The 21,337-nt window shown below is 59.4% G+C and carries 26 protein-coding genes and 1 tRNA gene; 13 read left to right on the top strand and 14 right to left on the bottom strand.

All coding sequences use genetic code 11. From position 1 onward, the window contains the following. The first annotated feature begins 189 nt into the window (after positions 1-189). Positions 190-582 (top strand): hypothetical protein, encoded by a 393-nt coding sequence (locus ACROHD_RS10975; protein ID WP_432677842.1) that lies wholly within the window; start codon positions 190-192, stop codon positions 580-582. Here the strand turns inward: ACROHD_RS10975 and ACROHD_RS10970 are convergent. From ACROHD_RS10970 to ACROHD_RS10955, 4 genes are all read right to left on the bottom strand, one after another. Next, a complete protein-coding gene (locus tag ACROHD_RS10970) occupies positions 579-2,072 on the bottom strand; it encodes a tyrosine-type recombinase/integrase (RefSeq protein ID WP_432677841.1) in 1,494 nt (497 codons plus the stop codon). The two genes, ACROHD_RS10975 and ACROHD_RS10970, sit on opposite strands and share 4 nt — an antisense overlap. A gap of 163 nt (positions 2,073-2,235) precedes the next feature. Beyond that, positions 2,236-2,730 carry a 30S ribosomal protein S9 gene (rpsI, locus tag ACROHD_RS10965; RefSeq protein ID WP_432677840.1) on the bottom strand — a complete coding sequence of 165 codons (495 nt, stop codon included), beginning with the start codon at positions 2,728-2,730 and terminating at the stop codon, positions 2,236-2,238. Positions 2,731-2,734: 4 nt separating this feature from the next. Beyond that, on the bottom strand, positions 2,735-3,193 hold the full coding sequence (rplM, locus tag ACROHD_RS10960; RefSeq protein WP_432677839.1) for a 50S ribosomal protein L13: 459 nt from the start codon (positions 3,191-3,193) through the stop codon (positions 2,735-2,737). A 185-nt stretch (positions 3,194-3,378) separates the two neighbouring features. Next, positions 3,379-4,770, bottom strand: coding sequence for an aminotransferase-like domain-containing protein (locus tag ACROHD_RS10955; RefSeq protein ID WP_432677838.1), 1,392 nt, complete (start codon positions 4,768-4,770; stop codon positions 3,379-3,381). A 100-nt stretch (positions 4,771-4,870) separates the two neighbouring features. Between ACROHD_RS10955 and ACROHD_RS10950 the strand changes: the two genes are divergently transcribed. Continuing rightward, a complete protein-coding gene (locus ACROHD_RS10950; protein WP_432677836.1) occupies positions 4,871-5,095 on the top strand; it encodes a DUF1127 domain-containing protein in 225 nt (74 codons plus the stop codon). A 132-nt stretch (positions 5,096-5,227) separates the two neighbouring features. On the opposite strand, the gene ACROHD_RS10945 is transcribed toward ACROHD_RS10950, so the two are convergent. Together ACROHD_RS10945 and ACROHD_RS10940 are read right to left on the bottom strand one after the other, a co-directional pair. Next, on the bottom strand, positions 5,228-5,989 hold the full coding sequence (locus ACROHD_RS10945; RefSeq protein ID WP_432677835.1) for a GNAT family N-acetyltransferase: 762 nt from the start codon (positions 5,987-5,989) through the stop codon (positions 5,228-5,230). Between the two features lie 162 nt (positions 5,990-6,151). After that, positions 6,152-6,613, bottom strand: coding sequence for an outer membrane protein assembly factor BamE (locus ACROHD_RS10940; protein ID WP_432677833.1), 462 nt, complete (start codon positions 6,611-6,613; stop codon positions 6,152-6,154). A gap of 143 nt (positions 6,614-6,756) precedes the next feature. Here ACROHD_RS10940 and ACROHD_RS10935 point away from each other — a divergent pair, with 143 nt between their 5' ends. From ACROHD_RS10935 to ACROHD_RS10900, 8 genes are all read left to right on the top strand, one after another. Further along, a complete protein-coding gene (locus ACROHD_RS10935) occupies positions 6,757-7,332 on the top strand; it encodes a YceD family protein (protein ID WP_432677832.1) in 576 nt (191 codons plus the stop codon). Positions 7,333-7,555: 223 nt separating this feature from the next. Next, positions 7,556-7,762, top strand: a complete 207-nt coding sequence (gene rpmF / locus ACROHD_RS10930; RefSeq protein ID WP_432677831.1) for a 50S ribosomal protein L32 — start codon at positions 7,556-7,558, stop codon at positions 7,760-7,762. A 30-nt stretch (positions 7,763-7,792) separates the two neighbouring features. Beyond that, positions 7,793-8,884 carry a phosphate acyltransferase PlsX gene (gene plsX / locus ACROHD_RS10925; RefSeq protein ID WP_432677830.1) on the top strand — a complete coding sequence of 364 codons (1,092 nt, stop codon included), beginning with the start codon at positions 7,793-7,795 and terminating at the stop codon, positions 8,882-8,884. Next, on the top strand, positions 8,881-9,876 hold the full coding sequence (locus ACROHD_RS10920; RefSeq protein ID WP_432677828.1) for a beta-ketoacyl-ACP synthase III: 996 nt from the start codon (positions 8,881-8,883) through the stop codon (positions 9,874-9,876). Before plsX ends, ACROHD_RS10920 begins: the two co-directional genes overlap by 4 nt. Before the next feature lie 100 nt (positions 9,877-9,976). Further along, the gene (gene ihfA, locus ACROHD_RS10915; protein WP_432677826.1) at positions 9,977-10,279 is read left to right on the top strand and encodes an integration host factor subunit alpha; all 303 of its coding nucleotides are present in this window, start codon (positions 9,977-9,979) and stop codon (positions 10,277-10,279) included. Between the two features lie 6 nt (positions 10,280-10,285). Further along, positions 10,286-11,026, top strand: a complete 741-nt coding sequence (locus ACROHD_RS10910; RefSeq protein ID WP_432677824.1) for a MerR family transcriptional regulator — start codon at positions 10,286-10,288, stop codon at positions 11,024-11,026. A 77-nt stretch (positions 11,027-11,103) separates the two neighbouring features. After that, positions 11,104-11,180: transfer RNA gene (locus tag ACROHD_RS10905), tRNA-Pro, on the top strand. A 60-nt stretch (positions 11,181-11,240) separates the two neighbouring features. Next, positions 11,241-12,332: a 2'-deoxycytidine 5'-triphosphate deaminase gene (locus tag ACROHD_RS10900; protein ID WP_432677822.1), complete on the top strand. Its 1,092-nt coding sequence runs from the start codon at positions 11,241-11,243 to the stop codon at positions 12,330-12,332. Between the two features lie 23 nt (positions 12,333-12,355). Here the strand turns inward: ACROHD_RS10900 and ACROHD_RS10895 are convergent, their stop codons facing one another. Together ACROHD_RS10895 and ACROHD_RS10890 are read right to left on the bottom strand one after the other, a co-directional pair. Then, positions 12,356-13,555: a class I SAM-dependent methyltransferase gene (locus tag ACROHD_RS10895; protein ID WP_432677821.1), complete on the bottom strand. Its 1,200-nt coding sequence runs from the start codon at positions 13,553-13,555 to the stop codon at positions 12,356-12,358. Next, the gene (locus ACROHD_RS10890; protein WP_432677819.1) at positions 13,552-14,355 is read right to left on the bottom strand and encodes a heme-dependent oxidative N-demethylase family protein; all 804 of its coding nucleotides are present in this window, start codon (positions 14,353-14,355) and stop codon (positions 13,552-13,554) included. The genes ACROHD_RS10895 and ACROHD_RS10890 overlap by 4 nt, the downstream gene beginning before the upstream one ends. A gap of 84 nt (positions 14,356-14,439) precedes the next feature. Between ACROHD_RS10890 and dddP the strand changes: the two genes are divergently transcribed. Continuing rightward, positions 14,440-15,774, top strand: coding sequence for a dimethylsulfonioproprionate lyase DddP (gene dddP / locus ACROHD_RS10885; protein WP_432677818.1), 1,335 nt, complete (start codon positions 14,440-14,442; stop codon positions 15,772-15,774). Here the strand turns inward: dddP and ACROHD_RS10880 are convergent. The 5 genes from ACROHD_RS10880 to ACROHD_RS10860 all read right to left on the bottom strand — a co-directional run bounded on the left by ACROHD_RS10880 (position 15,771) and on the right by ACROHD_RS10860 (position 18,734). After that, positions 15,771-16,430, bottom strand: a complete 660-nt coding sequence (locus ACROHD_RS10880) for a hypothetical protein (protein ID WP_432677817.1) — start codon at positions 16,428-16,430, stop codon at positions 15,771-15,773. The two genes, dddP and ACROHD_RS10880, sit on opposite strands and share 4 nt — an antisense overlap. After that, positions 16,381-16,761, bottom strand: coding sequence for a hypothetical protein (locus ACROHD_RS10875; RefSeq protein WP_432677815.1), 381 nt, complete (start codon positions 16,759-16,761; stop codon positions 16,381-16,383). The genes ACROHD_RS10880 and ACROHD_RS10875 overlap by 50 nt, the downstream gene beginning before the upstream one ends. A gap of 13 nt (positions 16,762-16,774) precedes the next feature. Continuing rightward, positions 16,775-17,020, bottom strand: coding sequence for a hypothetical protein (locus ACROHD_RS10870; RefSeq protein WP_432677813.1), 246 nt, complete (start codon positions 17,018-17,020; stop codon positions 16,775-16,777). 111 nt (positions 17,021-17,131) lie between these two features. After that, positions 17,132-18,151: a Hint domain-containing protein gene (locus tag ACROHD_RS10865; protein WP_432677812.1), complete on the bottom strand. Its 1,020-nt coding sequence runs from the start codon at positions 18,149-18,151 to the stop codon at positions 17,132-17,134. Beyond that, positions 18,141-18,734 (bottom strand): hypothetical protein, encoded by a 594-nt coding sequence (locus tag ACROHD_RS10860; RefSeq protein WP_432677811.1) that lies wholly within the window; start codon positions 18,732-18,734, stop codon positions 18,141-18,143. Before ACROHD_RS10860 ends, ACROHD_RS10865 begins: the two co-directional genes overlap by 11 nt. Before the next feature lie 537 nt (positions 18,735-19,271). Between ACROHD_RS10860 and ACROHD_RS10855 the strand changes: the two genes are divergently transcribed. Beyond that, positions 19,272-20,492: a bifunctional alpha/beta hydrolase/OsmC family protein gene (locus ACROHD_RS10855; protein WP_432677809.1), complete on the top strand. Its 1,221-nt coding sequence runs from the start codon at positions 19,272-19,274 to the stop codon at positions 20,490-20,492. A gap of 51 nt (positions 20,493-20,543) precedes the next feature. Further along, entirely contained in the window at positions 20,544-20,807 is a 264-nt protein-coding gene (locus tag ACROHD_RS10850; RefSeq protein WP_432677807.1) for a DUF6455 family protein, read from the top strand. Positions 20,808-20,816: 9 nt separating this feature from the next. Here the strand turns inward: ACROHD_RS10850 and ACROHD_RS10845 are convergent, their stop codons facing one another. Then, positions 20,817-21,290, bottom strand: coding sequence for an Lrp/AsnC family transcriptional regulator (locus ACROHD_RS10845; protein ID WP_432677805.1), 474 nt, complete (start codon positions 21,288-21,290; stop codon positions 20,817-20,819). Between the last annotated feature and the right edge of the window lie 47 nt (positions 21,291-21,337).

Genomic DNA, 21,337 nt, shown 5'->3' with positions numbered 1-21,337 from the left:
ACACGACTTTAGCGTAGACGCGGCAATAAACTGCCTGGCTTACACACGGGCAAGGTTAGCAAAGCGGCGCGATAGCGACGGGAAGCAGGGCTTGCGAGAAGTAGAGCAGCTGCTGAGCGACTACCTGCTGCACAAACACAGGATTGCTGAGATAGCAGCAGACGCGCAAACATACCAAAAGGACACGTTATGAACGTTAATTACATCGTCACTTTCAACCGTCGCCCGCAGATCATGTTCGATATTCAACTTGATACAAAAGAATTTGATTACGAACAGATGAAGCTACAGCTGCAACTTGCGGCTTTTCTTTGCCTGCAAATCAACGGCTATGACGCCAACGACGTGTGGAAAATTTCCACAGCAGCAAACTGGACTGATACTTGGTGCAAACAACACGGTCCACTGCCCAGCAGCTTCAAAACGCACTTCAATGGCAAGTTTATCTATGGGCAGTTTCGCAACGACCAACTGACGTTGCAGCAAGTTATGCAGAACCATTTTGAGATCAATAAGATGTGCCGCTTGGACTACGTTGGCAAACCATACAGCGTCGAAGAATATTACGCAAAATACGCCTAAGTTGTCGCGCTCTTCACAAGTTCCAAAAACGCAGCGTCGCTTATCTCCCCAGCATTGTAGCGGCGCCGTATCTCACTAAAAAATGCGTCATCGTTCAAAGCAGCGCCATCAGCAGCGCTGCTTTTCTTTTTGCGTTTTGTCTGCGTTATCTGCTGCCTGCGCTGTTTTGAAACGACATGACTATAGTGTGTTTCAATCTGCTTGACCTTGCAGCCCATGTTGATCGCCAAGTCGTACACGCTCACATCGCCCTTCTCCAAGCGCTGTGTCGCGTATGTGTGTCGCAAGCTGTACAAGCTGCGTCGTTCGCCATCCCTGTTCAACAGCAAGCCATCTTTCCTGCCGTCAAAGTCGATTGCACGCAGGTACTGCTGAAAGCTTTTGTTTAAGTCGCCAATCTGCTGCGCCTTGCCGTCTGCATCCCGCTTCTGCCCAAACCAAACCCAATCGTTTCGTTCTTTGTATGGCGTGATTTCAAACCAGTCTTTGAGTGCTTTGTTTGCGCTTGGCTGCGTCTGCACGTAGCGCACTTCGTTCTTCTTCGTCGCCTTGCTTACACGCACTTCCGCAATGCACTCTTCTTCGCCGTCTACTACCTCATCCAGCTTAACATCACTCCACTTCATCTCGCGTGCTTCCCCCACGCGTAAACCGCTGTGCAGCAAGAACATGACAAAGTAGGACAGCTGCGCACGTTGCAGCTTGTGCCAGGCATTCAAGCCTGTGCTTGCAAAGCGCCCAACGCAGTCCCTGTAGCTGCGCAGATTGCGCACCAGAACAGCATACTCTTTGCCCGTATCAAAGCCAGCGCGTCTGTTTGGTGTTTGTCCGCGTTCAGCAACACGCAGCTTGAAGACCTGCTGTGTGCGCCCCTTCTCAAATGCATCGTAGAAGATCTGATTAAGCGCGCTTTGCTCCATCTGCAGCGTCTTAAGTGCTGGTAAATCCTTTGCGTTTGCTGTGCCGCCTGTCTTGTTGCCACGTCTTTTTGGATTGTACTCGCGCAGCTTAACGCCCCTGTCAGTCAGCCAGTACGCTTTCCGCCAATCCCAATAGCCATGTGCATACTGCGGTGTGATGTCATTGAGCAGCATGGAAGTGCTATCTGCGTGCGAGAAGTACTCTTTGAAATAGCGGTTGAAGTAACGCTTGTGCCAAAGCGCGCGTTGTTCCTTCCACGTGCCACTGCGCAAATTGCGCTCGTACCAATCGCTCCAATGCTGCTCAAACGTGTATTCGTCCAAGCTGTGCCCAAGCCGCGCCGCCTGCTGCAAACGCAAGAACTCACTCTGCGCAAACACAAATGCTTCTTCGTACTTCGCCAGCTTTGTGCTGCGCGTGATGTAGCCTTTGTGCCCAGCTATCTTTAGCCGCATATACCAGTTTGCAGCGCGATGGGATTTTGAGTTGGGCACAGCGACAGACAGGTTGCGCCTAAACAGCAATAGCGCGCCACCGTAGTGTTCATGTCTGTCTTCGTAAAACGCCAACCGCTGCCCGCCAAAAAGATGCTTTAACTGCTGCGATTATGCTAAAATCGCTAACCTTAAACGTCAACGACTTCAATATTCTGCTATCGATATGCTACCAAAGAAAAACGCTCGCTTTTGCAAGCGAGCGTTTGTTTTTGTTGAGTTTTTTGTTCGTTCTGCGTTAGCGCTTGGAGAACTGGAACGAACGACGGGCCTTGCGGCGGCCGAACTTCTTGCGTTCCACCACGCGGCTGTCGCGGGTCAGGAAGCCTGCGGCTTTCAGAGCGCCACGCAAGGACGGCTCGTAACGCTGAAGCGCTACCGAGATGCCATGCTTGACGGCACCGGCCTGACCGGACAGACCGCCACCCTTGACGGTGGCCATCACGTCGAACTGGTCTTCACGGCCAGCGACGGTGAACGGCTGGCGCAGGATCATCTGCAGCACCGGACGGGCGAAATACGCGTTCATTTCCTTGCCGTTCACAGTGACCTTGCCGGAGCCCGGCTTGATCCACACGCGGGCAATAGCGTCTTTCCGCTTGCCGGTGGCATAGGAACGGCCAAGCGCGTCGCGCTGCGGCTCACGGGGGGTCTCGAGCGGGGTTGCTTCGGAAACAGCGGCGCCACCGGCCACGGCTTGCAGCTCTTCGAGCGAGGTAATGGTTTCAGCCATGATATCAGCTCCGCGTGTTCTTGGAGTTCATGGATTTAACATCCAGCACAGCAGGCTCTTGTGCCTCGTGCGGATGGGCGGCACCGGCGTAGACGCGCAGGTTGGTCATCTGCTTGCGGCTCAGCGGGCCGCCGGGCAGCATGCGCTTAACGGCCTGCATGACCACGCGCTCGGGGTACTTGCCTTCCAGGATCTGGCCGGTGGTGCGGGACTTGATGCCGCCCGGATATCCGGTGTGCCAGTAGTTCGGCTTGTTGCGCTTGTTGCCCGTCAGCTGGATCTTGTCAGCGTTGATGACGATAACATTGTCACCCATGTCCATATGGGGGGTGAACGACGCCTTGTGCTTTCCGCGCAGGCGCATGGCGATGATCGAGGCGAGACGGCCCAGAACAACGCCCTCGGCGTCGATCAGGATCCACTGCTTGTCGATATCCGCCGGGGTAGCGGTGAAGGTTTTCATCTGTCTTTTCCTTGCGGGGCCGGGGCCGATGTGGCCCCCGGATCATCTCAAGAACAAACGAGGGGCCAGAGCCCCCCGTCGGATGGGCGTGTTCTAACGATTTCCGAGGGGAGGTCAACACATTGTTTTGACCCTGAATTCATATTTAGTTAGCAAATTCAATGATTTACTATTGTGGTATTATTTTACCCCATCAAAACATCTGCTTTCAGTGGCGGATTTGCCAGCAGATCGCCCAATTCGCGCAGCGCGGCTTCGTACCGGGCCTCGGACGCGGTGGAGTTGCAGGCGATGCGCACGGCGGACGGGGCGTTACCATCTTCCAGCGCGAACTCGTCCGCGGATTTTATGCGAATGCCCCTCGTCTCGCAGGCCCGCGCAAATGTAGACGCCCGCCACCCGCGCGGCAGGCGAAGCCAGACATAGGGCACATCCGGGCGCCACTCCAGGTCCCAGCCGCCAAGCGCGTTGACGGCCAGCCGCACCCGGTGGCGGTTTGCCTCCAGCACCAGGTCGCGGATACGGGCGGCCTCACCGCTGCGGATCAGCTCGGCCCCAAGGTCAAGCACCGGCTGCGGCAATCCGTAAAAGCTAGATTGTGCGGTCTGGCGGGTTGTGTCGGCCCATCCCTGCGGGCAGACGATAAAGCCGAAGCGCAGCGAGGAACTGACCGACTTGGTCAGCGACGACAGATACCAGCCGCGCTCGGGCAAAAGCAGCCGATAGCCCGGCACCTCCCCCGCATCGCCAAGGCGAAAACAGTCATCCTCCAGCACCTGAAGCTGATATTTCCGTGCCAGCGCAGCCAGTTGCTGCTTGCGGGCCAGCGGTGTTGTGCGGGTTGTGGGGGAATGCACCATTGCTGCGGTGATTAGCACCTGCCCGCCATGGTCGCGACAAGCGGCCTCCAGGGCTTCGGGGAGAATTCCATCGCCATCCATTGCCAATGGCACCACCCGCGCCCGCAACAGCCGCGCCGCGTGGCGCACGCCGGGATAGGTCAAATCTTCGGTCAGGATCACCGGCGACGGACCCGACAGGATCGCCTGAAGTGCGAGGATAATGGCATTCTGGGTGCCGTGCGCCATCACCACATCTTCGGCCTCGACGCGACCAAGCAATCCCTGCCCCACCCAGTCGGCAACCGCCGCGCGCGCAGGCTGGTCTGTGGCGGCTGTGGGGTACGAGACATAATTGCTGGCCATTGCAATGCGCGCCAGCATCCGCCCGATGATAGGCCCCTGCCCCACATCCGGCACCGGGCTGCTGCGCAGATCGACCGCATCATCTGTTTGAACAAACAGAGGTTCGCCGGCCTGAGGCTGCGGGGTTTTGCCGGCCACGAAGGTGCCCCGTCCCACGGCGGCCTCTAACACGCCGTCATCGGTGAGGCTTTTATAGGCACGCGCCACTGTGCCCGGCGTAATCGACAAGCGCCACGCAAGATCGCGGACAGGCGGCAGTTTTTCCCCGATCGAGAGCGTTCCAGAAGCGATGCCCGCACGGATCGCGTCCATCAGCGCCCGGTATTTGGGGCCGGAATGGGCACTCAGGTCCGGTTGCCAAATTGTATTCATTACAATGTTTCCCTCGACCCGGAACAATTTGCTTTGTATCAACATTCTCATGGCATTTGCGCCACATTGTGTCAATACAATTCCACGAAAGGACGCTCCCATGACACAGACACAAACGCACCCCGCCCTCGGGTTCCTCTCCGGTCGTCAGCTTACCCCGGTCTCCGCCGCCGCGTTGCGTCTTGTCGTGCTTCTGGTCAAGTGGGAAGAGCGTCGCCATACCCGTAAGGGCCTGAAGAATATGGATGATCATCTTCTTTCCGATATCGGAATCAGCCGGTCCGAAGCAGAGCGGGAGCTTGCCGCCCGCCCTTGGACCCGCTGAGCGAAGTCGCGGCGCGGGGGCCGATCTCTTCCCGGCCTGACCGGATGCGCGACGGGGCGAGCAGTATGTTCGCCCCGTTTTTTCTAAGTCCTGCTCTCCGCCTCGCCCAGCCACAGCGTGTGCATGTATTGGTTATTGTACCAACCCGGCCACAGCACGCAGCAAACTGGCCCGTCCTGGCGGTACCGCGCTGATCTCCAAACCCGTAAAGACGTGAAGCGTATCGAGATCCCGATCCACCACAGCATGATCACTCACCCATCCGCCCATCAGCAAATAGGTGCGCAAAAGAGGCGGCAGCGCGGATTGTGCGTGTTTGACCTCACCCGAACCGGACAACCCATCTGTGAACCTGACAACCGCCGGGGCTTTGATCCCTGGACGCCACCGCTCTGGCGCGGCATGACGTTCGCGAAGCAGCGCAAAAGCATCGAGATAAGGCGCCGCATCCGTTCCCCTGAAAGATGAGCAGCCAAACAGCATTTCGACACCATCACGATCAACAAGCGCAGTCATGCTGCCCCAGGCCAGACGGAGGATATCCGGATCGTAGCGTTGCGGATGAATGCAGAACCGCCCCAGCTCTGCCATCGGCCGTTCAAAACGCTGAAGCCGGGTCAGGTCGTAATACTGCGCAGAATAGCTTTGCGGCAGCTCGGCACCGCTCTCAAGCTGCAACAGCCGGTAGCAACACACCACTTGTCCGGTATGTGCATCTTCGATCAGGACATGCTGGCAAGCCTCGTCGAACGTATCTTGGTCAACGCCCCGGTCTTCGCCCCGCCCGGCGCGAAAGCACTGGTATCGCAGCTGCTGCGCGGCCAGAAGGTCGCCCTCGGTCAAGGCGGATCGGGCTGTGTAGCGCCCCCGTGTCAGCGTCAGCGGTCGGTTCATGTTCTGAACCTCTGTTTTCCGGCACCATCGCATACCCAGTGCCTACCATTGCTCATACGCTCCTACTGTGGGGATATGACGGCCACACGACAAGCCCTATCCGCGAACGGATGAAAATGCGCAGGAATGAATGGCGGGTCCGGCCAGACCTCGCGCTGCCTATCAGCTTCCGTTGATCGCTTCGGCAATGTTCACACGACCGACGCTACCCAGAAGCTGGCGCAAGAACGTGACTTCCTGAATGTTCGACTCCGTCACGCGGCGGGAAAAGCGCACGATCTCACCGTCTTCGAGGCCCAGTTCACGGATGTTTTCCACTGTACCACGGCTATCGAAACTGATGGCCACGATATCGCGTTCCACGACCTCGGGGGCATGGTATGTGAAATGGCGCTGGCGCGAGGCCACATAGAACCAGGTGTTTTCTGAAACAATGCCGGATGCCGCGGGGCGTCCTATGCTTTCAGCAACGCTGTCGCGGGTATCGACGCCGGGCAGGATCATCTCCAGATCCTCTGCCGGCGGGATATAGCCATGATTGGTATAGGTCGCTGCACATGCGCTGACACCCAGAGCCAAGAGGGCCGCCAACACCAGCCGTCCGCCAAGAAGCTGTCTGGTCATCTGCATCGATCCTCCTGCACGCCCAATTGCACCGCGCTCTTGCAAGGCCCGGCAAAGCTTTCTAACGGCTTAACCGACCATGGCGCACAGGGCAAGTTCCGCGTAACCTGCCTTGCGCCTGACGTATCTAACAGGAATCGTTCATGACCAGATCAAGACCCGACGCGCCCGGATTTGCGGTGTCAGACCTGTCCACCAAATCCCCCACCCGGTTCGAAATTACCCCGGACGCCCCCGCACGCGCGGCTTTGGCGAATGATCTTGGCATCGAGGGGATTCGCAAGCTGCGCTTTTCCGGCGAGATTCGTGCCGACGGAAAACGGGACTGGCGGCTTGACGGGCGGCTCGGGGCGACGGTGGTACAGGCCTGTGTCGTCACACTGGCCCCGGTCACGACCCGGATTGACCAGGATGTTAGCCGCCGGTTCCTGGCGGAAATGCCGGACCTAAAGCTGGACGAATCCGGCGAAGCAGAGATGCCCGAGGATGACACGATCGAGCCGCTCACCGCTGAAATCGACCCCGCGACGGTCATGGCCGAGGCGCTGGCGCTGGCGCTGCCGCTTTACCCGCGCGCCGACGGGGCGGAACTGGGCGTGGCGAATTTTGCGGAGCCAGGGGTGAAGCCGCTGAGTGACGAAGCCGCGAAACCCTTTGCTGGCCTCGCAGAATTGCGCGACAAACTGGGCAAATCCGGTAGCGAGGACAGCTCGGATTGATGCCAGTTGCCACGGCGGTGATTAGGGCTTGCATGATGGGGAAATCCGAGTATGTTCCCGGCCTCATTCGCCGCGTAGGACTGACGCGCCGTTCGTGCGCGCCCGGCAGGTCCGGACCAGCCGGAACGACGTATGCAAGGCGGATACGAGACAGAACACTTTGAAAGACGCAAGCGGGGCTAAGCTGCCACAGCCCACCCTGCAAAAACACCGAGGTTGAGACATGGCTGTCCCCCAGAATAAAGTCACCCGTTCGCGCCGGAACATGCGTCGTGCCCACGATGCTCTGACCGCTGACAATCCGAACGAGTGCCCCTCCTGCGGCGAGCTGAAGCGCCCGCACCACATCTGCCCGTCCTGCGGCACCTATGCCGATCGTGAAGTGATCGCGCAGGCGGACGAGATCGACCTGGACGACGACGCAGCGTAACGCGGCGGGTTCGTCCAAGGCAGGTCCAACATGGCAGAAACAGCACGAGTAAGCGACGTCAAGACGTCCGAAGTCGTGCTGTCAATCGACGCCATGGGCGGGGATCGCGGGCCGTCAGCAATTGTTGACGGGATGGAGAAATCCGTCGCGAAGAATCCGGACCTGAGATTTATCGTTCACGGCAACAAGTCAGAGCTTGAAAGCCTGATCGCCCGCAAGCAGACGCTTGTCGGGCGATGTGACATTCGTCATGCGGCTGGCGTGGTCACGATGGATGACAAGCCAAGCCATGTCATGCGGTCCGGCAAGGATACCTCCATGTGGTCGGCCATCGACTCGGTTCGCAACCGAGAGGCGACCGTTGCCATAAGCTGCGGCAATACCGGCGCGCTGATGGCGATGAGCATGGTGCGCCTGCGCAAGATCGAGGGCGTGAACCGCCCCGCCATCGCCTGTCTTTGGCCATCACGCAATCCGCACGGGTTCAACGTGATGCTGGACGTTGGCGCCGATATTCGCGCCGATGAAACCGATCTTCTGCATTATGCACTTATGGGCGCGTCCTATGCCCGCAACGGGCTGGGGCTGCGGCGTCCGCGCGTTGGCCTGCTGAATGTCGGGACCGAAGAATTCAAGGGCCGGGCAGAGCTTAAGCTGGCCTCGCAGAGCATCGCAAAAGCTGCGGATGCCGCCAATTTCGAATATGTGGGCTTTGTCGAGGGCAGTGACATCCCCTCTGATCGTGTTGATGTGATCGTCACCGACGGCTTTACCGGTAATATTGCGCTTAAGACCGGTGAAGGCACGGCCGGGCTGATCCGCGATTTTCTGGGAGAGGCATTTCGCTATTCCATCTTGTCAAAGCTTGCCGCCGTGCTGGCCTATACCTCGCTGCAACGCCTGTCCAAGCGGATCGACCCGCGCCGGGTGAATGGTGGCGTGTTTCTGGGGCTGAACGGCACCGTGGTGAAGTCCCACGGGTCGTCTGACGGAACCGGTGTTGCGGCGGCGATCAAACTGGCGGCAGAGTTGTCTGCGGCAGGGTTCAGTGACCGTCTGGCCGCGCGTATCGCGGCATCCGAACGGGCAATCGCCCATGCAAACGGAGGTTCCGAAGAATGACCGGAGAAACCGGCACGCAGACCCGCCGGGCAGTTGCCGTCGGCATTGGCCACTACCTGCCCGCCCGAGTCGTACCGAATTCCGAATTCGAGGCGAAGGTAGATACCTCTGACGAATGGATTCGCGCCCGCACCGGAATCGAACGCCGTCATTTCGCAGCCGAGGACGAAACCACGTCCGATCTGGGCATCAAGGCCGCACAGGCGGCGCTGGAAAATGCCGGGCTGACCTCCGCTGATATCGACGCCGTGATCGTCGCGACCTCTACCCCTGATCTAACGTTTCCCTCCGTCGCCACCATGATTCAGGCCGGGCTTGGTATGCGCCATGGCTTTGCCTTCGACGTTCAGGCGGTTTGCGCGGGTTTCATTTACGCGCTTTCGACCGCGAACGCCTACATTCTGTCGGGCCAGGCCAATCGCGTGCTGGTCATCGGGGCTGAAACGTTCAGCCGCATCATGGATTGGGAAGACCGCACCACCTGCGTCCTGTTCGGGGACGGGGCCGGTGCCCTGGTGTTGGAGGCACAGGCCGGTGAGGGCAGCAAAGCTGACCGGGGCATCCTGTCGGTCGATCTGCATTCCGACGGCCAGTTCCGCGATCTGCTCTATGTCGATGGTGGCGTGTCGCGCACTCAATCCACCGGTGTGCTAAAGATGGAAGGCAAAGAGGTCTTCCGCCATGCTGTTGAAAAACTTGCACAAACTGCCCACACCGCATTGGATCATGAAGGTCTTGGGGCCGATGACGTGGACTGGATCGTGCCGCATCAGGCCAACCTGCGCATCATCACCCGCACCGCCCAGAAAATGGGTGTCGGAATGGATCGGGTCATCGTGACGGTTCAGGATCACGGCAACACCTCTGCCGCCTCGATCCCGCTGGCCTTGTCTGTTGGTGTCTCTGAAGGGCATATCAAACCGGGCGATTTGCTGGTGGCAGAAGCCATCGGTGGCGGTCTGGCCTGGGGGGCGGCTGTTCTTCGCTGGTAGGACGGCAATGGCCCGCCAATAAGGTTAACGCCCAAGCCCTTGATATTGACTTGCTATCTTTGAACGCGCAGGATGGGTCAACCACCCTGGGAGGACGAATATGACCGGGAAGACCCTAACACGCATGGATCTCAGTGAAGCGGTATTCCGCGAAGTGGGCCTGTCGCGCAATGAAAGCGCCGGGCTGGTTGAACGGGTCCTGGAGCTGATGTCTGACAGCCTCGTTGAAGGCGAGCAGGTCAAGATCTCTTCCTTCGGCACCTTCTCGGTCCGCTCCAAAACCGCCCGCGTCGGCCGAAACCCCAAGACCGGGGAAGAGGCGCCGATTCCGCCCCGCAGGGTTCTGACCTTCCGCCCCTCGCATCTGATGAAGGACCGGGTTGCCGCTGGCAACAAGGGGTAAAACCGCATGGCCGACAAGTCGCCTCAGGCCTTCCGAACCATCCGCGAGGTGTCGGATTGGCTTGAGGTAGAGGCGCACGCGCTGCGTTTTTGGGAAAGCAAGTTCAGCCAGATCAAACCGGTGAAACGTGCCGGCGGACGCCGCTATTACCGCCCGTCCGACATGCGCCTGATCGGCGGCATCAAAATGCTTCTGCACGATCAGGGTCTGACCATTCGCGGCGTGCAGAAACTGATCCGAGAGGAAGGGGTGGCGCATGTGGCCTCTCTCTCTCCGCCGCTGGATGAGGATATGGACAGCATTTCAGGGGGTCAGGTGGTCGAGGCGACGGCCGTCGAAGAAACCGCGCCTCAAACGGGCGGATTCGTCGATATAGACGCACTGGCAGGCGACCAAAGCCCCACAGAGGATGTCGCAACGCCCGTGTCTGAAGAGCCAGAGGACAGCGTTGAACCGCCAGCGGAAGAAAACGCCGACGAGGAAGCTGCCGCCCCCGTGCCAGAGACTGTCCCTGACACCTCCGAACCGGAACCAGCGGATGCCGCCATTGCTGCGATGGCAGACGCCGAAGCAGAGGCACAAGACGAAATGGACGACATGGCCACGCCCACCCCGCTTTCTGAACTGCGGGCGCTGATCCATGGCGCCGTGCCTTTCACGCCCTCTCAGCGGCAACAACTCGCGCCGATGGTCGCCCGACTTGAAGCTCTTGCTGCCCGGCTGGAAGGCCGGGGTCCGACGGCTTGATCTAATTTGCAGATGTGCGATTTTCCGGCCTATTCCCGCTTGCACCCCGCAGCAAAATCGCTAGAACAGCCGAACGTCGGGCTATGGCGCAGCCTGGTAGCGCGTCCGTCTGGGGGACGGAAGGTCGCAGGTTCGAGTCCTGCTAGCCCGACCAACACCTAAAACCGCTCTTGCCCATCCGGGCGGGGCGGTTTTCCGTATCAGGAGGTCGACGATGACACCCGATCAGTCCCAGCCCGGTGTTCTGCCGGATAACGCGATTCACGCCATGGCGGCACGGCGCGAGATCCAGAGCGACCTGCCCTTTGCCCCCACCCAGGTTCAACCGGCCAGCCTCGACCTCAGGCTTGGCAGCGTGGCCTATCGCGTGCGGGCATCGTTCCTGGCGGGTGACGGGCGCAAGGTCGTTGACCGACTGGCTGAGTTCACCATGCACAAGGTGGATCTAAGCCAGGGCGCGGTGCTGGAAAAGGGCTGTGTCTATGTCGTGCCCTTGATGGAATCATTGGCATTGCCCGCCGGAATCACCGCCGTGGCGAATGCCAAAAGCTCCACCGGGCGGCTCGACCTTCTGACCCGTACAATCACCGATAACGGGGTGGAGTTTGACCGCATCGCCGAAGGCTACACTGGCCCGCTCTATGCTGAAATCTGCCCGCGCAGTTTCTCGGTATTGGTGCGGCCAGGTATGCGGCTGAACCAGATCCGCTTCCGCTCTGGTCAAGCAGTGCTGTCGGATGCCGACCTGCGCGCCCGCCATGCCGAGGCACCACTTGTCTCGGGCAAGGCCGTTATTGACGACGGGCTTGGCTTTTCGGTCGATCTGCGACCGGGTGCGGGCAGTTTGGTGGGCTTTCGCGCCAAGCCGCATACCGGCGTGATCGATCTGGACCTTATTGGCCACTACGACCCGGCACAGTACTGGGAGCGGATCGAAACCGACGAGGGCCGCATCATCCTCGACCCCGGCGCGTTCTACATTCTGGTCAGCCAGGAGGCGGTGACGATCCCGCCTGATTGCGCGGCGGAAATGGCGCCCTATCTGGCAATGGTAGGCGAGTTCCGTGTTCACTATGCGGGCTTCTTCGACCCCGGATTCGGCTACGGCCCAGCGGGCGGCGCAGGCGCACGCGGGGTGCTGGAAGTCCGCTGTCACGAAGCGCCTTTTGTGCTGGAACACGGACAGGTCGTGGGACGTTTGGTGTATGAGCGCATGGCAGCGCTGCCAGAGGTTCTGTACGGGTCTGACCTTGCCTCGAACTATCAGGGCCAGGGATTGAAACTATCCAAACATTTCAAGATGTAGGAAGCCGACGTTAATGTCGCTTTCTATCTGAGAATCGCGGAATAGTAGAGCAGCCCGAAGCGCGCCAGATCCGCGGAAAACCCGTTCCAGAGCGCTGAAAACGCCACCGGGTCCAGCCGTTCTGCCGCCGCAATCTCGGCCAGAGTCCTGCGCCCATCCACATGGCGCAAAAGCCCCACAACAGCGCCCGAAACCGGGATCTCGGCCTTTTCGCCCCCAAGGTTCAGCGTCAACACCCCCTTCTTGGCAATCGCCTGCACCACCTTGGCGGCATTCCCGCCTTTGAAATGGGGCACAGATTGCGGCGTCGGTTGCGCCACGCGGCCCTCGGCCTTGCCTTTGGGCACCGCGTAAAGAACATGGGTCTTGATCGTGCCGCGCAGCTTTTCCGCGATCTCCATACGGGTCAACGGGTCAATCCCGACCAGAAACCCCGGATCGGGCAGAAATGGCGCGGGATCATAGGCGTAAGCCTGGGGCGAGCCAACCGAGGTCAGCCCTGCCGTTGCCAGTGCCTCGTGCAATTGGCGGATAGTGTAGGGTCGGTCCTGACTATGTAGCAGCAGGTCATAGAACCCGGCATCACCTTGTTCATGGTCAACCAGAACCGTGTTGCGCTTGAACGGATGGCCCTCTGGCAAGCGCGCATAGATCGCCTTGGCCGCCTTCAGGCGTTCCTTCGGGCTGCCCTGTAACAGCGCGCCAAACGCCTCTTGCAGCGGATAGACACCGGAGCGCCCATAAGGCGCATAGACCATCAGGCCGATGCCACCGTCAGGCGCAAGCGCCCCCGCCAATGCGTTGAACCCGTCCTGCGGATGCGGCAGGTGATGAAGGACGCCACAGCAGTCGATATAGTCGAACGGCCCGTATTGCGCAGCGTTCAGCAGCGACCCGGTTTCAAAGCGGATGCCGGCCAGGCCGCGCACCTTCGCCCGCTCCTCGGCCACCTTGCGCGCAGACCGCGAGAGATCCAGATAGGTGATCTCATATGGTTTGCCCGCCGTGGTCATGACTTGCGCCAACTGGATCAGCGCGTCGCCCGTGCCTCCACCGGCAACAAGCACCCGCAAGGGCCGTGACCAATCGCGTTTGCCTGCGAACAGGAAATGGTCCAGCTCCACCGGATGCGAGGGCGATCCGGTGATCAGGCGTGTCTTTTCATCGCCCGGGTCGCGTTCCGGGTAGGGATAGGCGTTGTACTGGTCTTCGATCTGGCTCATGCGCCCTGCCCTGCGGTCTCGATGGGGTGGATGTCAAGGCCCGCGCGTTGCTCATTGTTCAGCCGGACCCAGGGGACAACCCAAGTGTGAATGGAAAACACCACCGCGCGCGTTTCTGGCAGACGCAGCAGGCTCTGCCGTTCGGACCGCAGGTATTCCGCCCTGCCCTTCGGTGCGATGCGCCGGTCATTTTCGCGCCGAGCCTGGTGCAGGGATGGATCATGATAGAGCAGAGCATTGGCCCGCCATAGCGGCCGGTCCACATGCAGTGCATCGAACAGACGCTGCACGCGGGCGGCCATGTTGGCGGTGTATTCCTCTACCGGAACATGAATACGCGTCATCGGATGGCCGATCTTTTCGGCCAGGGTCCAACTGGCAGGAAAGCAAAGGACCGCGCCGGTCAGGATATGCTCGTCACCACCGTTCGCCTGGTCCAGCAGGCACAGATCTTCTTGGACAAGTCGCGCTGCAACAATCAAGGGATGGTCGCTGTCCAGATCGACCGTGACGCCATCGGGCCGTGTCACAATCTGCCCGTCCCGCGGGTAATCCGGACCAAGCCGCGACAGAACCAGGTTAAGCAGCTCCCGCGCCGGCAAATCAGCCTCTGGTAGAGCGCGAAACACGTCATCGCGCCGTGTCTTCAACAGCCGGTCACGCAATGCCATCTGCGATGCAAACACCTCGTCCCGGATCAGCCAATCATCCATTGCCAGGGGCTGAATACCCGGCAATCGCCGCGTCGCCGGGTGCAGCCACGGGGCGAATGGCAGAGTGTTTTGGCAGATTTCTTCCATTTTCGACCTCTCTCATGCCGCAAAACGGCGCGCCTCTTGGGCATTCCGGCCCCACTCTGGCGCAAAGACCTGGGAGCGTTCGCGATGAATGAAGCCTATCGACTGCCTGCGCGCAAGATCGACCCGACAAAGGGCATGTCACTGCCCGATGGTACGCTGAATGACAATGATCGGGTCGAGATCGGCCCGACCATGCTGGCCTATGCGGAGTTTGAGGCGGCCGGTCTGATCCTGCCCAATCTGCCCGCGATGCGGCAGTTCCGGCTGAACCGGCTGGTCGAAAAGATCAACGAACGCGGCTATGGCGGCATTCTGATGTTCGACCCTCTCAACATCCGCTACGCCACGGACAGCACCAATATGCAGCTGTGGAACACCCACAATCCCTTCCGGGCCTGCCTGGTGTGCGCCGATGGCTACATGGTGCTGTGGGACTACAAGAACTCCCCCTTCCTGGCCGATCACAACCCGCTGGTGCGAGAGGTTCGATCCGGCTTTGACCTGTTCTATTTCGACCGTGGCGACAAGGTGGGCGATGCTGCCCGAAAGGTCACCGGAGAAGTGGAAGATCTGATCCGAGAGCATTCCGGCAGCAACAAGCGGCTGGCGGTAGACAAGATCATGCTGCACGGGCTGCGCGCATTGGAGGCGCGTGGATTCGAGGTCATGGACGGTGAGGAAGTGACCGAAAAGGCCCGATCAATCAAGGGGCCGGACGAGATCCTCGCCATGCGCTGCGCCATGCTGGCCTGCGAGGCGTCGATGGCCGAGATGGAGGCCGCGACTGAACCCGGCATGACCGAGGACGATATCTGGGCCGAACTGCACAAGGCCAATATCAAGCGCGGCGGCGAATGGATCGAAACACGGCTTCTGGCCACCGGCCCGCGCACCAACCCGTGGTTTCAGGAATGCGGGCCGCGCGTGTTGCAGAACAATGAAATCCTGGCCTTCGATACCGATCTGATCGGCTGCTACGGCATCTGCTCGGACCTGTCGCGGACGTGGTGGATCGGCGATGACGACCCGCGTCCTGACATGATCCACGCCATGCGCGTGGCCTATGACCATATCATGACCAACATGGAGATGCTGAAACCTGGCGTCTCATTCAGCGAGCTGACCCGCAACACCCATGTGCTGGAACCCCAGTATCAAAAGCAGAAATATGGCTGCCTGATGCATGGCGTTGGCCTGTGCGATGAATGGCCCCTTATCGCCTATCCCGATCACGCGGTCGAAGGGGCGTTTGACTACGTGTTGGAGCCGGGCATGACATTGTGCGTGGAAGCGCTGGTTAGCCCCGAGGGCGGCGATTTCTCGATCAAGCTGGAAGATCAGGTGCTGATCACAGAGGACGGCTATGAAAACCTGACTCAGTACCCGTTCGATGAACGCCTATTGGGCTGGCGGGACTAGTTTAGAAACATCTCCACCAAGACGTTTCCAAATCCCGCCACAAGGGTTCCACCAATACTGACCGCCACCAGAGGAACAGTTTCCTTGCGCACCCAGTCGTGATGCGCCCGAAGAGCTATCTCGTTCTTTTCTGCGATTTTTCGGGCAAGCATTGCGTCGAACGCCGTTTGGACAGCCAGTTTCTTAGGTGTGGGTAAGCTGGTTAGTGCCTGATCTTCGATATTTTTCAGCTCAACCTGCCTGTCCGTATCCAAATTGGTCAAGGCAAGCCGCTTGGCATCGGTCAGGCGCATCAGAGCCATAGCCACCTTTCTGACATCCTCCCCTTTTTCGTTATCGGCGCGCTTCAGCGCGTCTACTGCTATGGAGAGCGAGGCCTCCACTGGCTTGCCGGACGGGTCAGCCTCGGCCAGCGATCCTTCAAGAACGGCCATTGGGGTATCCCTGCCGAGGAACAGCATCACGAAACTGAGTCCAACCGACAGAACACCGCCCCATTGGCCAATTGCCGGATTGGCACAGATGATCCCCACACCAATGCCGCCACCACAAAGAACAACGCACCCGATCAGGATTGCCCAATGCAATGCCATGCCATTGTCAGCCCTAAATCCCACGAATGATCTCTCCTTCATGCCAAAGAAACAGGCTGCCAAGCATGACCCGCTCTCGTTCACGAACTAGGAACCTGCCTTCGAACGGGCCTACTATCAGTTGCCTGTAGACCAGTTCCCGTCCACTCGCGCCGCTCAGGATTGACGGAAGATGCCTGTAAGCCCCCAGGCGCAGCAGGTCCGCCTTGCGCTGGCAGTACAAATAAAGCGCTTTTTCGATCTTCAGCGCTTTTCGCACCCTTGCTTCAGAGCCATTGATCGGAAAGGCCGCGCGCTCGGCGAGCTGCTGACAACGGACCTTCGCGTCGTCAAAACGCGCCATATAATATTTTGGATCGGCTACAAACCTGAAGTTGCCATCTACCACGGTCAACAATCACTCAATACTAAACCTGACGTTTACCGCGCGCTTTCTCTACCACGGAGATATGGGACTCGAGCGAGGCCATGGTCTGCGATAGCTTCTCTCTGGTCACCTCAACGAAATCGTGGTCCTGTCCCTGAAGGAAGGCAGCGCCACGATTGTCTATTTCTCTGTAATCTTCTGGCGTGAGGCCGAATCTGTCCGAACCGACATCATTTTGTTCTTCTTCAGCCAACTCGCCCTCCGGGCACAACCATTTCCATTCCATCAGTCTATCCAAGCAGGCCCCCGAATTCTAGGGTGAACCTGTTGCAACGAGGTAAAGGCCCGGAACCGAACCCTGGCCAGGCCAAGCCAGGTGGGCCGCAATTGCGAAGGATCAGGCCGCTGCCTGGCAGGGCATGATATTGCGCATGAGCAGCCGCGCCTCGTTCACACTCAGCGCCCGATGGCAGAGCGGTCCGATCGCGTTCAGATCTTCGGCCAGCACCGGCATCAGGAACATCAGCTCTGCCCGAGCCTCTGCATCAAGTGCTTTCTGTGCCATTTGAGCGGGCATTAGTGTTTCACAGCGCAGCCCATTGGCCAGAACCGTATGGTGCCCGTCGAGCAGCAAGTGGTGATAGGTCACCGTCCCTTGGGGCTCAGGCTGAGTGACATGGGGCAGATCCAGCAGGGCCTTTGCGGGCACCAGAACTTCGTCCGACCCAAACAGAAGGTCGGCCTGCCAGTGCTGAATCCGGACCTTATGTTGTGGCGACAAACCAAGTGAACTGGCGGGCTGCCCCGGACCCAAGGCGTTCGGCGCAATGCGGATTGGCCTCATGGACGGTCGCTGTCGAAGCGTCTCTCGAGTCACCTTGCGCTGTCCGATCCACCGGATCGGTCGAACGTGTCCGTCGCCGCAAACAACGTTGTCACCTACGCTGAGCTCAGTGATCAGCCGCGTGCCATCGGGCGTTGCGATCCAGGTATCGGAAGTAAAGCAAACGACCGTCGCCTCGCCCCAGTTGTTTTGCGATTGCGCGTCGATCACGAGCGTATGGGACGCCCCGTCACTGCCTGTATAGGTGAAGGTATGGACCGATCCGACGGTCGTCCAGGTATCGTAATTGCTGATCCAGAATTCGTCGCCTGGGGTCATCGATGTTACCAGGATCGTGAAATCATCGTCAAACGACGCAAGGTCCAGCTTGAAGACATCGTCCCCTCCGGGCCCTTCCCCCGCAGTACTGGGTGTATCCTTGCCCCAGAACTCAAAGATAAAGGTTCCACCATCCAAATCACCGCCATCGGTAACGGTCACGATCTGAGTGTCGTTTTCGTCGGAGACGATGTCCTTCCCTTTCACCTTGCTGGTTCCCGGTGTCAGGGAAATGGAGAGGATTTCAGTTGCCATGGCCGTCTCCCATGACTGCAAAAAGCGCAACAAAGATATCTGAAAGGTGATCGAGCTCATCGACCCGTAACGACCCGCGATGCGCCGCTTCAAAGCCTTCGGACATCGCGTCGAGGATGTCTTTCCTGTGCGCCGGGAACCGCTCAGTCACTGCATGACGCGTAAAGATATAGTCCCACCCCCGCGGACGAAACGCAGAGCGTGCAAAATCACAACGCAAAATGCCAAGCTTGGCATCATAGAGGTTGTTTTCAAGCGCCGCGTCATTGTGGGCGAGGCTGCTGCCGCACAGCGGAATAGAGGCCAGCCCTGCTGCTGCCCCTTCGACCTTCTCGATCGGCAAGGTTGGCGTCATCGCCATGGCATAGTCCAGCCGTGTTCCCCGCTCGGGCCGTGAGGGTGCGGCCTCGTCGTAGCGGGCGCACCAGTCCCCAAGCCGATACCCAAGCCCGTCACATCCCCAAAGATCCAAACACATCTCGTCCAGAGTTTGAGGAATCCACTGGGTTATCAGGAAGGGCTGATCATCGCAAAAATGGGTGAGCCGTGGCACAAGGCCAGAGCCCCGCAGAAACAGAAGCATGTCCCGTTCGCGCTTGTAAAGCCGCGCTGCAGCCGATCCATCATACAATTTGATTGCGCCGGTTTCCGCGCCCGCAGCGAAAAAAAGTGTAAGCGTTTCATCGCTTTGCTTAAGAAGAACCAAATCAATCTGATCTGGAGTTATGCCGCCACCCAACACCGCGCGAAGGCCCGCCGCGTGCGGTCCGAGCGCTGTACGCGCGCGCTCTTGCCAATCGGGCCAAGCCACTTTGCCTGGCGATGAAGAAGGTGCATCCAGCATCTCTGTGCCACCTTGTCCTGCGGCCACGCACTGCGTTCACGCGGCCCCTTCAGCCTTGGCGCTGCGGCCGCCAAACCTTAGGAAGATGTTGAGCGTGGCCCTTTGCGCCAAAGATAGTTAACGCTGGAAACGGGACCATTATGCGGCGCAAGCCCGACGCGCAGAGGGTCATTTTTTGGCTCGTCCGTCACGCTGCAACACTAATACGTGAGGTGGGTTGAGCCATGTGATCCCGGCCACCACTCTGCATTTAGACAACCGAACAAGGATCTTCCCATGCCAACCGAGCGCTTCACATTTCCCGGCCATGCCGGGCACGATCTTGCCGCCCGATTGGACCTGCCCGAAGGCCCGCATCTGGCTACGGCCATCCTTGCCCATTGTTTTACATGCGGGAAAGATATCGCCGCCTCACGGCGCATCGCGGCGCGGCTGGCTGGCATGGGGATCGCGGTGTTGCGCTTTGATTTCACCGGATTGGGCCATTCCGGGGGCGAGTTCGAAAACACCTCGTTCAGCTCCAATGTCGATGACCTTCTGGCTGCCGCAAGGGCGCTTTCGAACCGGGGCATGGCCCCTGCAATGTTGATCGGTCATTCGCTCGGCGGTGCGGCAGTGCTGAAGGCAGCGGGTCAGATCGACAGTATCAGCGCAGTGGTGACCATCGGAGCGCCCTTCGATCCCGACCATGTAACGCACAACTTTGGCGACGCGCTGGAGCAAATCAATCGCGAGGGCGTGGCCGAAGTGCATCTGGGCGGGCGTCCGCTGCGCATTGGCAAGGGCTTCGTGGAAGACGTGCGGGCCGAAGCGCTTGGACCGGCTATTGCCAACATGAAAAAGGCGCTTCTGGTCCTGCACGCCCCGCGTGACACCGTCGTGGGGATCGAGAATGCCACCCAGATCTTCCTGGCCGCCAAGCACCCGAAAAGCTTTGTCACGCTCGACAATGCCGATCACCTGATCAGCCGCCCGGAGGATGCGGAATACGCCGCCGAGGTCATCACAGCCTGGGCCGGGCGCTATCTGGACCTGCATAGCCCCGCACCGCCCATTGGTGCGCCAGAGGGCGTGACCCGAGTGTCCGAGGCCGATCCCAATGGCTTCCGGCAGGATGTACAAGCCGGGCTGATTCACCATGCTGTAGCAGATGAGCCGATCGCTTATGGCGGCACCAATCAGGGCTTTACCCCGTACCAATTCCTCGCCGCCGGGCTTGGCGCCTGTACGTCGATGACAATCCGCATGTATGCTCGACGCAAGGGTTGGCCCTTGGACCACGTTTCAGTCGATGTGATGCATGACAAAGTCCATGCGCAGGACGCAGGCGGACAGGATGCACGGATCGACCGGTTCATTCGGCGGATCACTTTGCACGGCTCGCTGGATGATGGACAGCGCGACCGCCTGCTCGAAATTGCCGATAAATGTCCGGTTCACCGAACGTTAGAACACGGTGCGACCGTCGAAACCGAGCTTATGCCCGCCTCTGCTTGATCCATATCAATGCATTTGCAACGGAACATGTGCCTTCTGACCTGGAACAGGATGACAGGAGGCCCCATGGGCATTTTCAAGAACTTGAGCGAAAGCGCCGGGCTGGTGAACGACATGGCCGACCGGCTTGATGTGGACCTGACACATATCGGCGGGCTGGATGCGGAAAGCTCTGCCATTGCCTACAGGTCGGTTGTGATGTCCTGCGCCGCCTGCAAACAGCACGAGAATTGCCGCCATCTGCTGGATGACAACGCCAAGCTGAACGATGCGCCGGGATATTGCCGCAACCGCCATGTGATGCATCGCCCCTGACGCGAAGGCTCAGGTCTCGAGCGCAATCGGCAACAACGTGGTGGACTTGATTTCTTCCATGCTGAGCAGCGCGGTGACGTTGTGGATGCGCACCTCTGAAATCAGCGCCTGATAGAACCTGTCATAGGCCCGCGCATTGGCCACTCTAACCTTGAGAATATAGTCGATATCGCCCGCCAGCCTGTGCGCCTCGAGCACTTCGGGGCGACTTTGCAGGGCGTGCAGAAACTTTTTCTGCCAATCGGATTCATGTTCCGACGTGCGGATCAGCACGAAGAAACACGCCTCCAATCCCAGGGCTTCGGCATCCAGCAGAACCGTCTGGCGGCCGATGATTCCCGCCTCTTTCATCTTGCGGATCCGGGACCAGACCGGCGTCTTGGACGACCCCACCACCTTGGCGATTTCATCCAGTGACTGGCTGGCATCTTCCTGCAATGCGGCGAGAATTTTCCGATCCAGCGCGTCGATTTGGGCAGACATTCGGCGGTCTCCTTCATGGAAGAACAATGCGGTTAACTGTGCCGCTT

The organism is Nioella aestuarii, from assembly GCF_050896395.1.
GTDB lineage: Bacteria > Pseudomonadota > Alphaproteobacteria > Rhodobacterales > Rhodobacteraceae > Nioella > Nioella aestuarii.
This window is presented reverse-complemented; position numbering and strand designations above follow the sequence as displayed.

Coding starts and splice junctions, on each gene's coding strand:
- ACROHD_RS10975 (WP_432677842.1), top strand. CDS start 190: ATGAACGTTAATTACATCGTCACTTTCAACCGTCGCCCGCAGATCATG.
- rpsI (WP_432677840.1), bottom strand. CDS start 2,730: ATGGCTGAAACCATTACCTCGCTCGAAGAGCTGCAAGCCGTGGCCGGT.
- rplM (WP_432677839.1), bottom strand. CDS start 3,193: ATGAAAACCTTCACCGCTACCCCGGCGGATATCGACAAGCAGTGGATC.
- ACROHD_RS10955 (WP_432677838.1), bottom strand. CDS start 4,770: ATGAATACAATTTGGCAACCGGACCTGAGTGCCCATTCCGGCCCCAAA.
- ACROHD_RS10950 (WP_432677836.1), top strand. CDS start 4,871: ATGACACAGACACAAACGCACCCCGCCCTCGGGTTCCTCTCCGGTCGT.
- ACROHD_RS10945 (WP_432677835.1), bottom strand. CDS start 5,989: ATGAACCGACCGCTGACGCTGACACGGGGGCGCTACACAGCCCGATCC.
- ACROHD_RS10940 (WP_432677833.1), bottom strand. CDS start 6,613: ATGACCAGACAGCTTCTTGGCGGACGGCTGGTGTTGGCGGCCCTCTTG.
- ACROHD_RS10935 (WP_432677832.1), top strand. CDS start 6,757: ATGACCAGATCAAGACCCGACGCGCCCGGATTTGCGGTGTCAGACCTG.
- rpmF (WP_432677831.1), top strand. CDS start 7,556: ATGGCTGTCCCCCAGAATAAAGTCACCCGTTCGCGCCGGAACATGCGT.
- plsX (WP_432677830.1), top strand. CDS start 7,793: ATGGCAGAAACAGCACGAGTAAGCGACGTCAAGACGTCCGAAGTCGTG.
- ACROHD_RS10920 (WP_432677828.1), top strand. CDS start 8,881: ATGACCGGAGAAACCGGCACGCAGACCCGCCGGGCAGTTGCCGTCGGC.
- ihfA (WP_432677826.1), top strand. CDS start 9,977: ATGACCGGGAAGACCCTAACACGCATGGATCTCAGTGAAGCGGTATTC.
- ACROHD_RS10910 (WP_432677824.1), top strand. CDS start 10,286: ATGGCCGACAAGTCGCCTCAGGCCTTCCGAACCATCCGCGAGGTGTCG.
- ACROHD_RS10900 (WP_432677822.1), top strand. CDS start 11,241: ATGACACCCGATCAGTCCCAGCCCGGTGTTCTGCCGGATAACGCGATT.
- ACROHD_RS10895 (WP_432677821.1), bottom strand. CDS start 13,555: ATGAGCCAGATCGAAGACCAGTACAACGCCTATCCCTACCCGGAACGC.
- ACROHD_RS10890 (WP_432677819.1), bottom strand. CDS start 14,355: ATGGAAGAAATCTGCCAAAACACTCTGCCATTCGCCCCGTGGCTGCAC.
- dddP (WP_432677818.1), top strand. CDS start 14,440: ATGAATGAAGCCTATCGACTGCCTGCGCGCAAGATCGACCCGACAAAG.
- ACROHD_RS10870 (WP_432677813.1), bottom strand. CDS start 17,020: ATGGAATGGAAATGGTTGTGCCCGGAGGGCGAGTTGGCTGAAGAAGAA.
- ACROHD_RS10865 (WP_432677812.1), bottom strand. CDS start 18,151: ATGGCAACTGAAATCCTCTCCATTTCCCTGACACCGGGAACCAGCAAG.
- ACROHD_RS10860 (WP_432677811.1), bottom strand. CDS start 18,734: ATGCTTCTGTTTCTGCGGGGCTCTGGCCTTGTGCCACGGCTCACCCAT.
- ACROHD_RS10855 (WP_432677809.1), top strand. CDS start 19,272: ATGCCAACCGAGCGCTTCACATTTCCCGGCCATGCCGGGCACGATCTT.
- ACROHD_RS10850 (WP_432677807.1), top strand. CDS start 20,544: ATGACAGGAGGCCCCATGGGCATTTTCAAGAACTTGAGCGAAAGCGCC.
- ACROHD_RS10845 (WP_432677805.1), bottom strand. CDS start 21,290: ATGTCTGCCCAAATCGACGCGCTGGATCGGAAAATTCTCGCCGCATTG.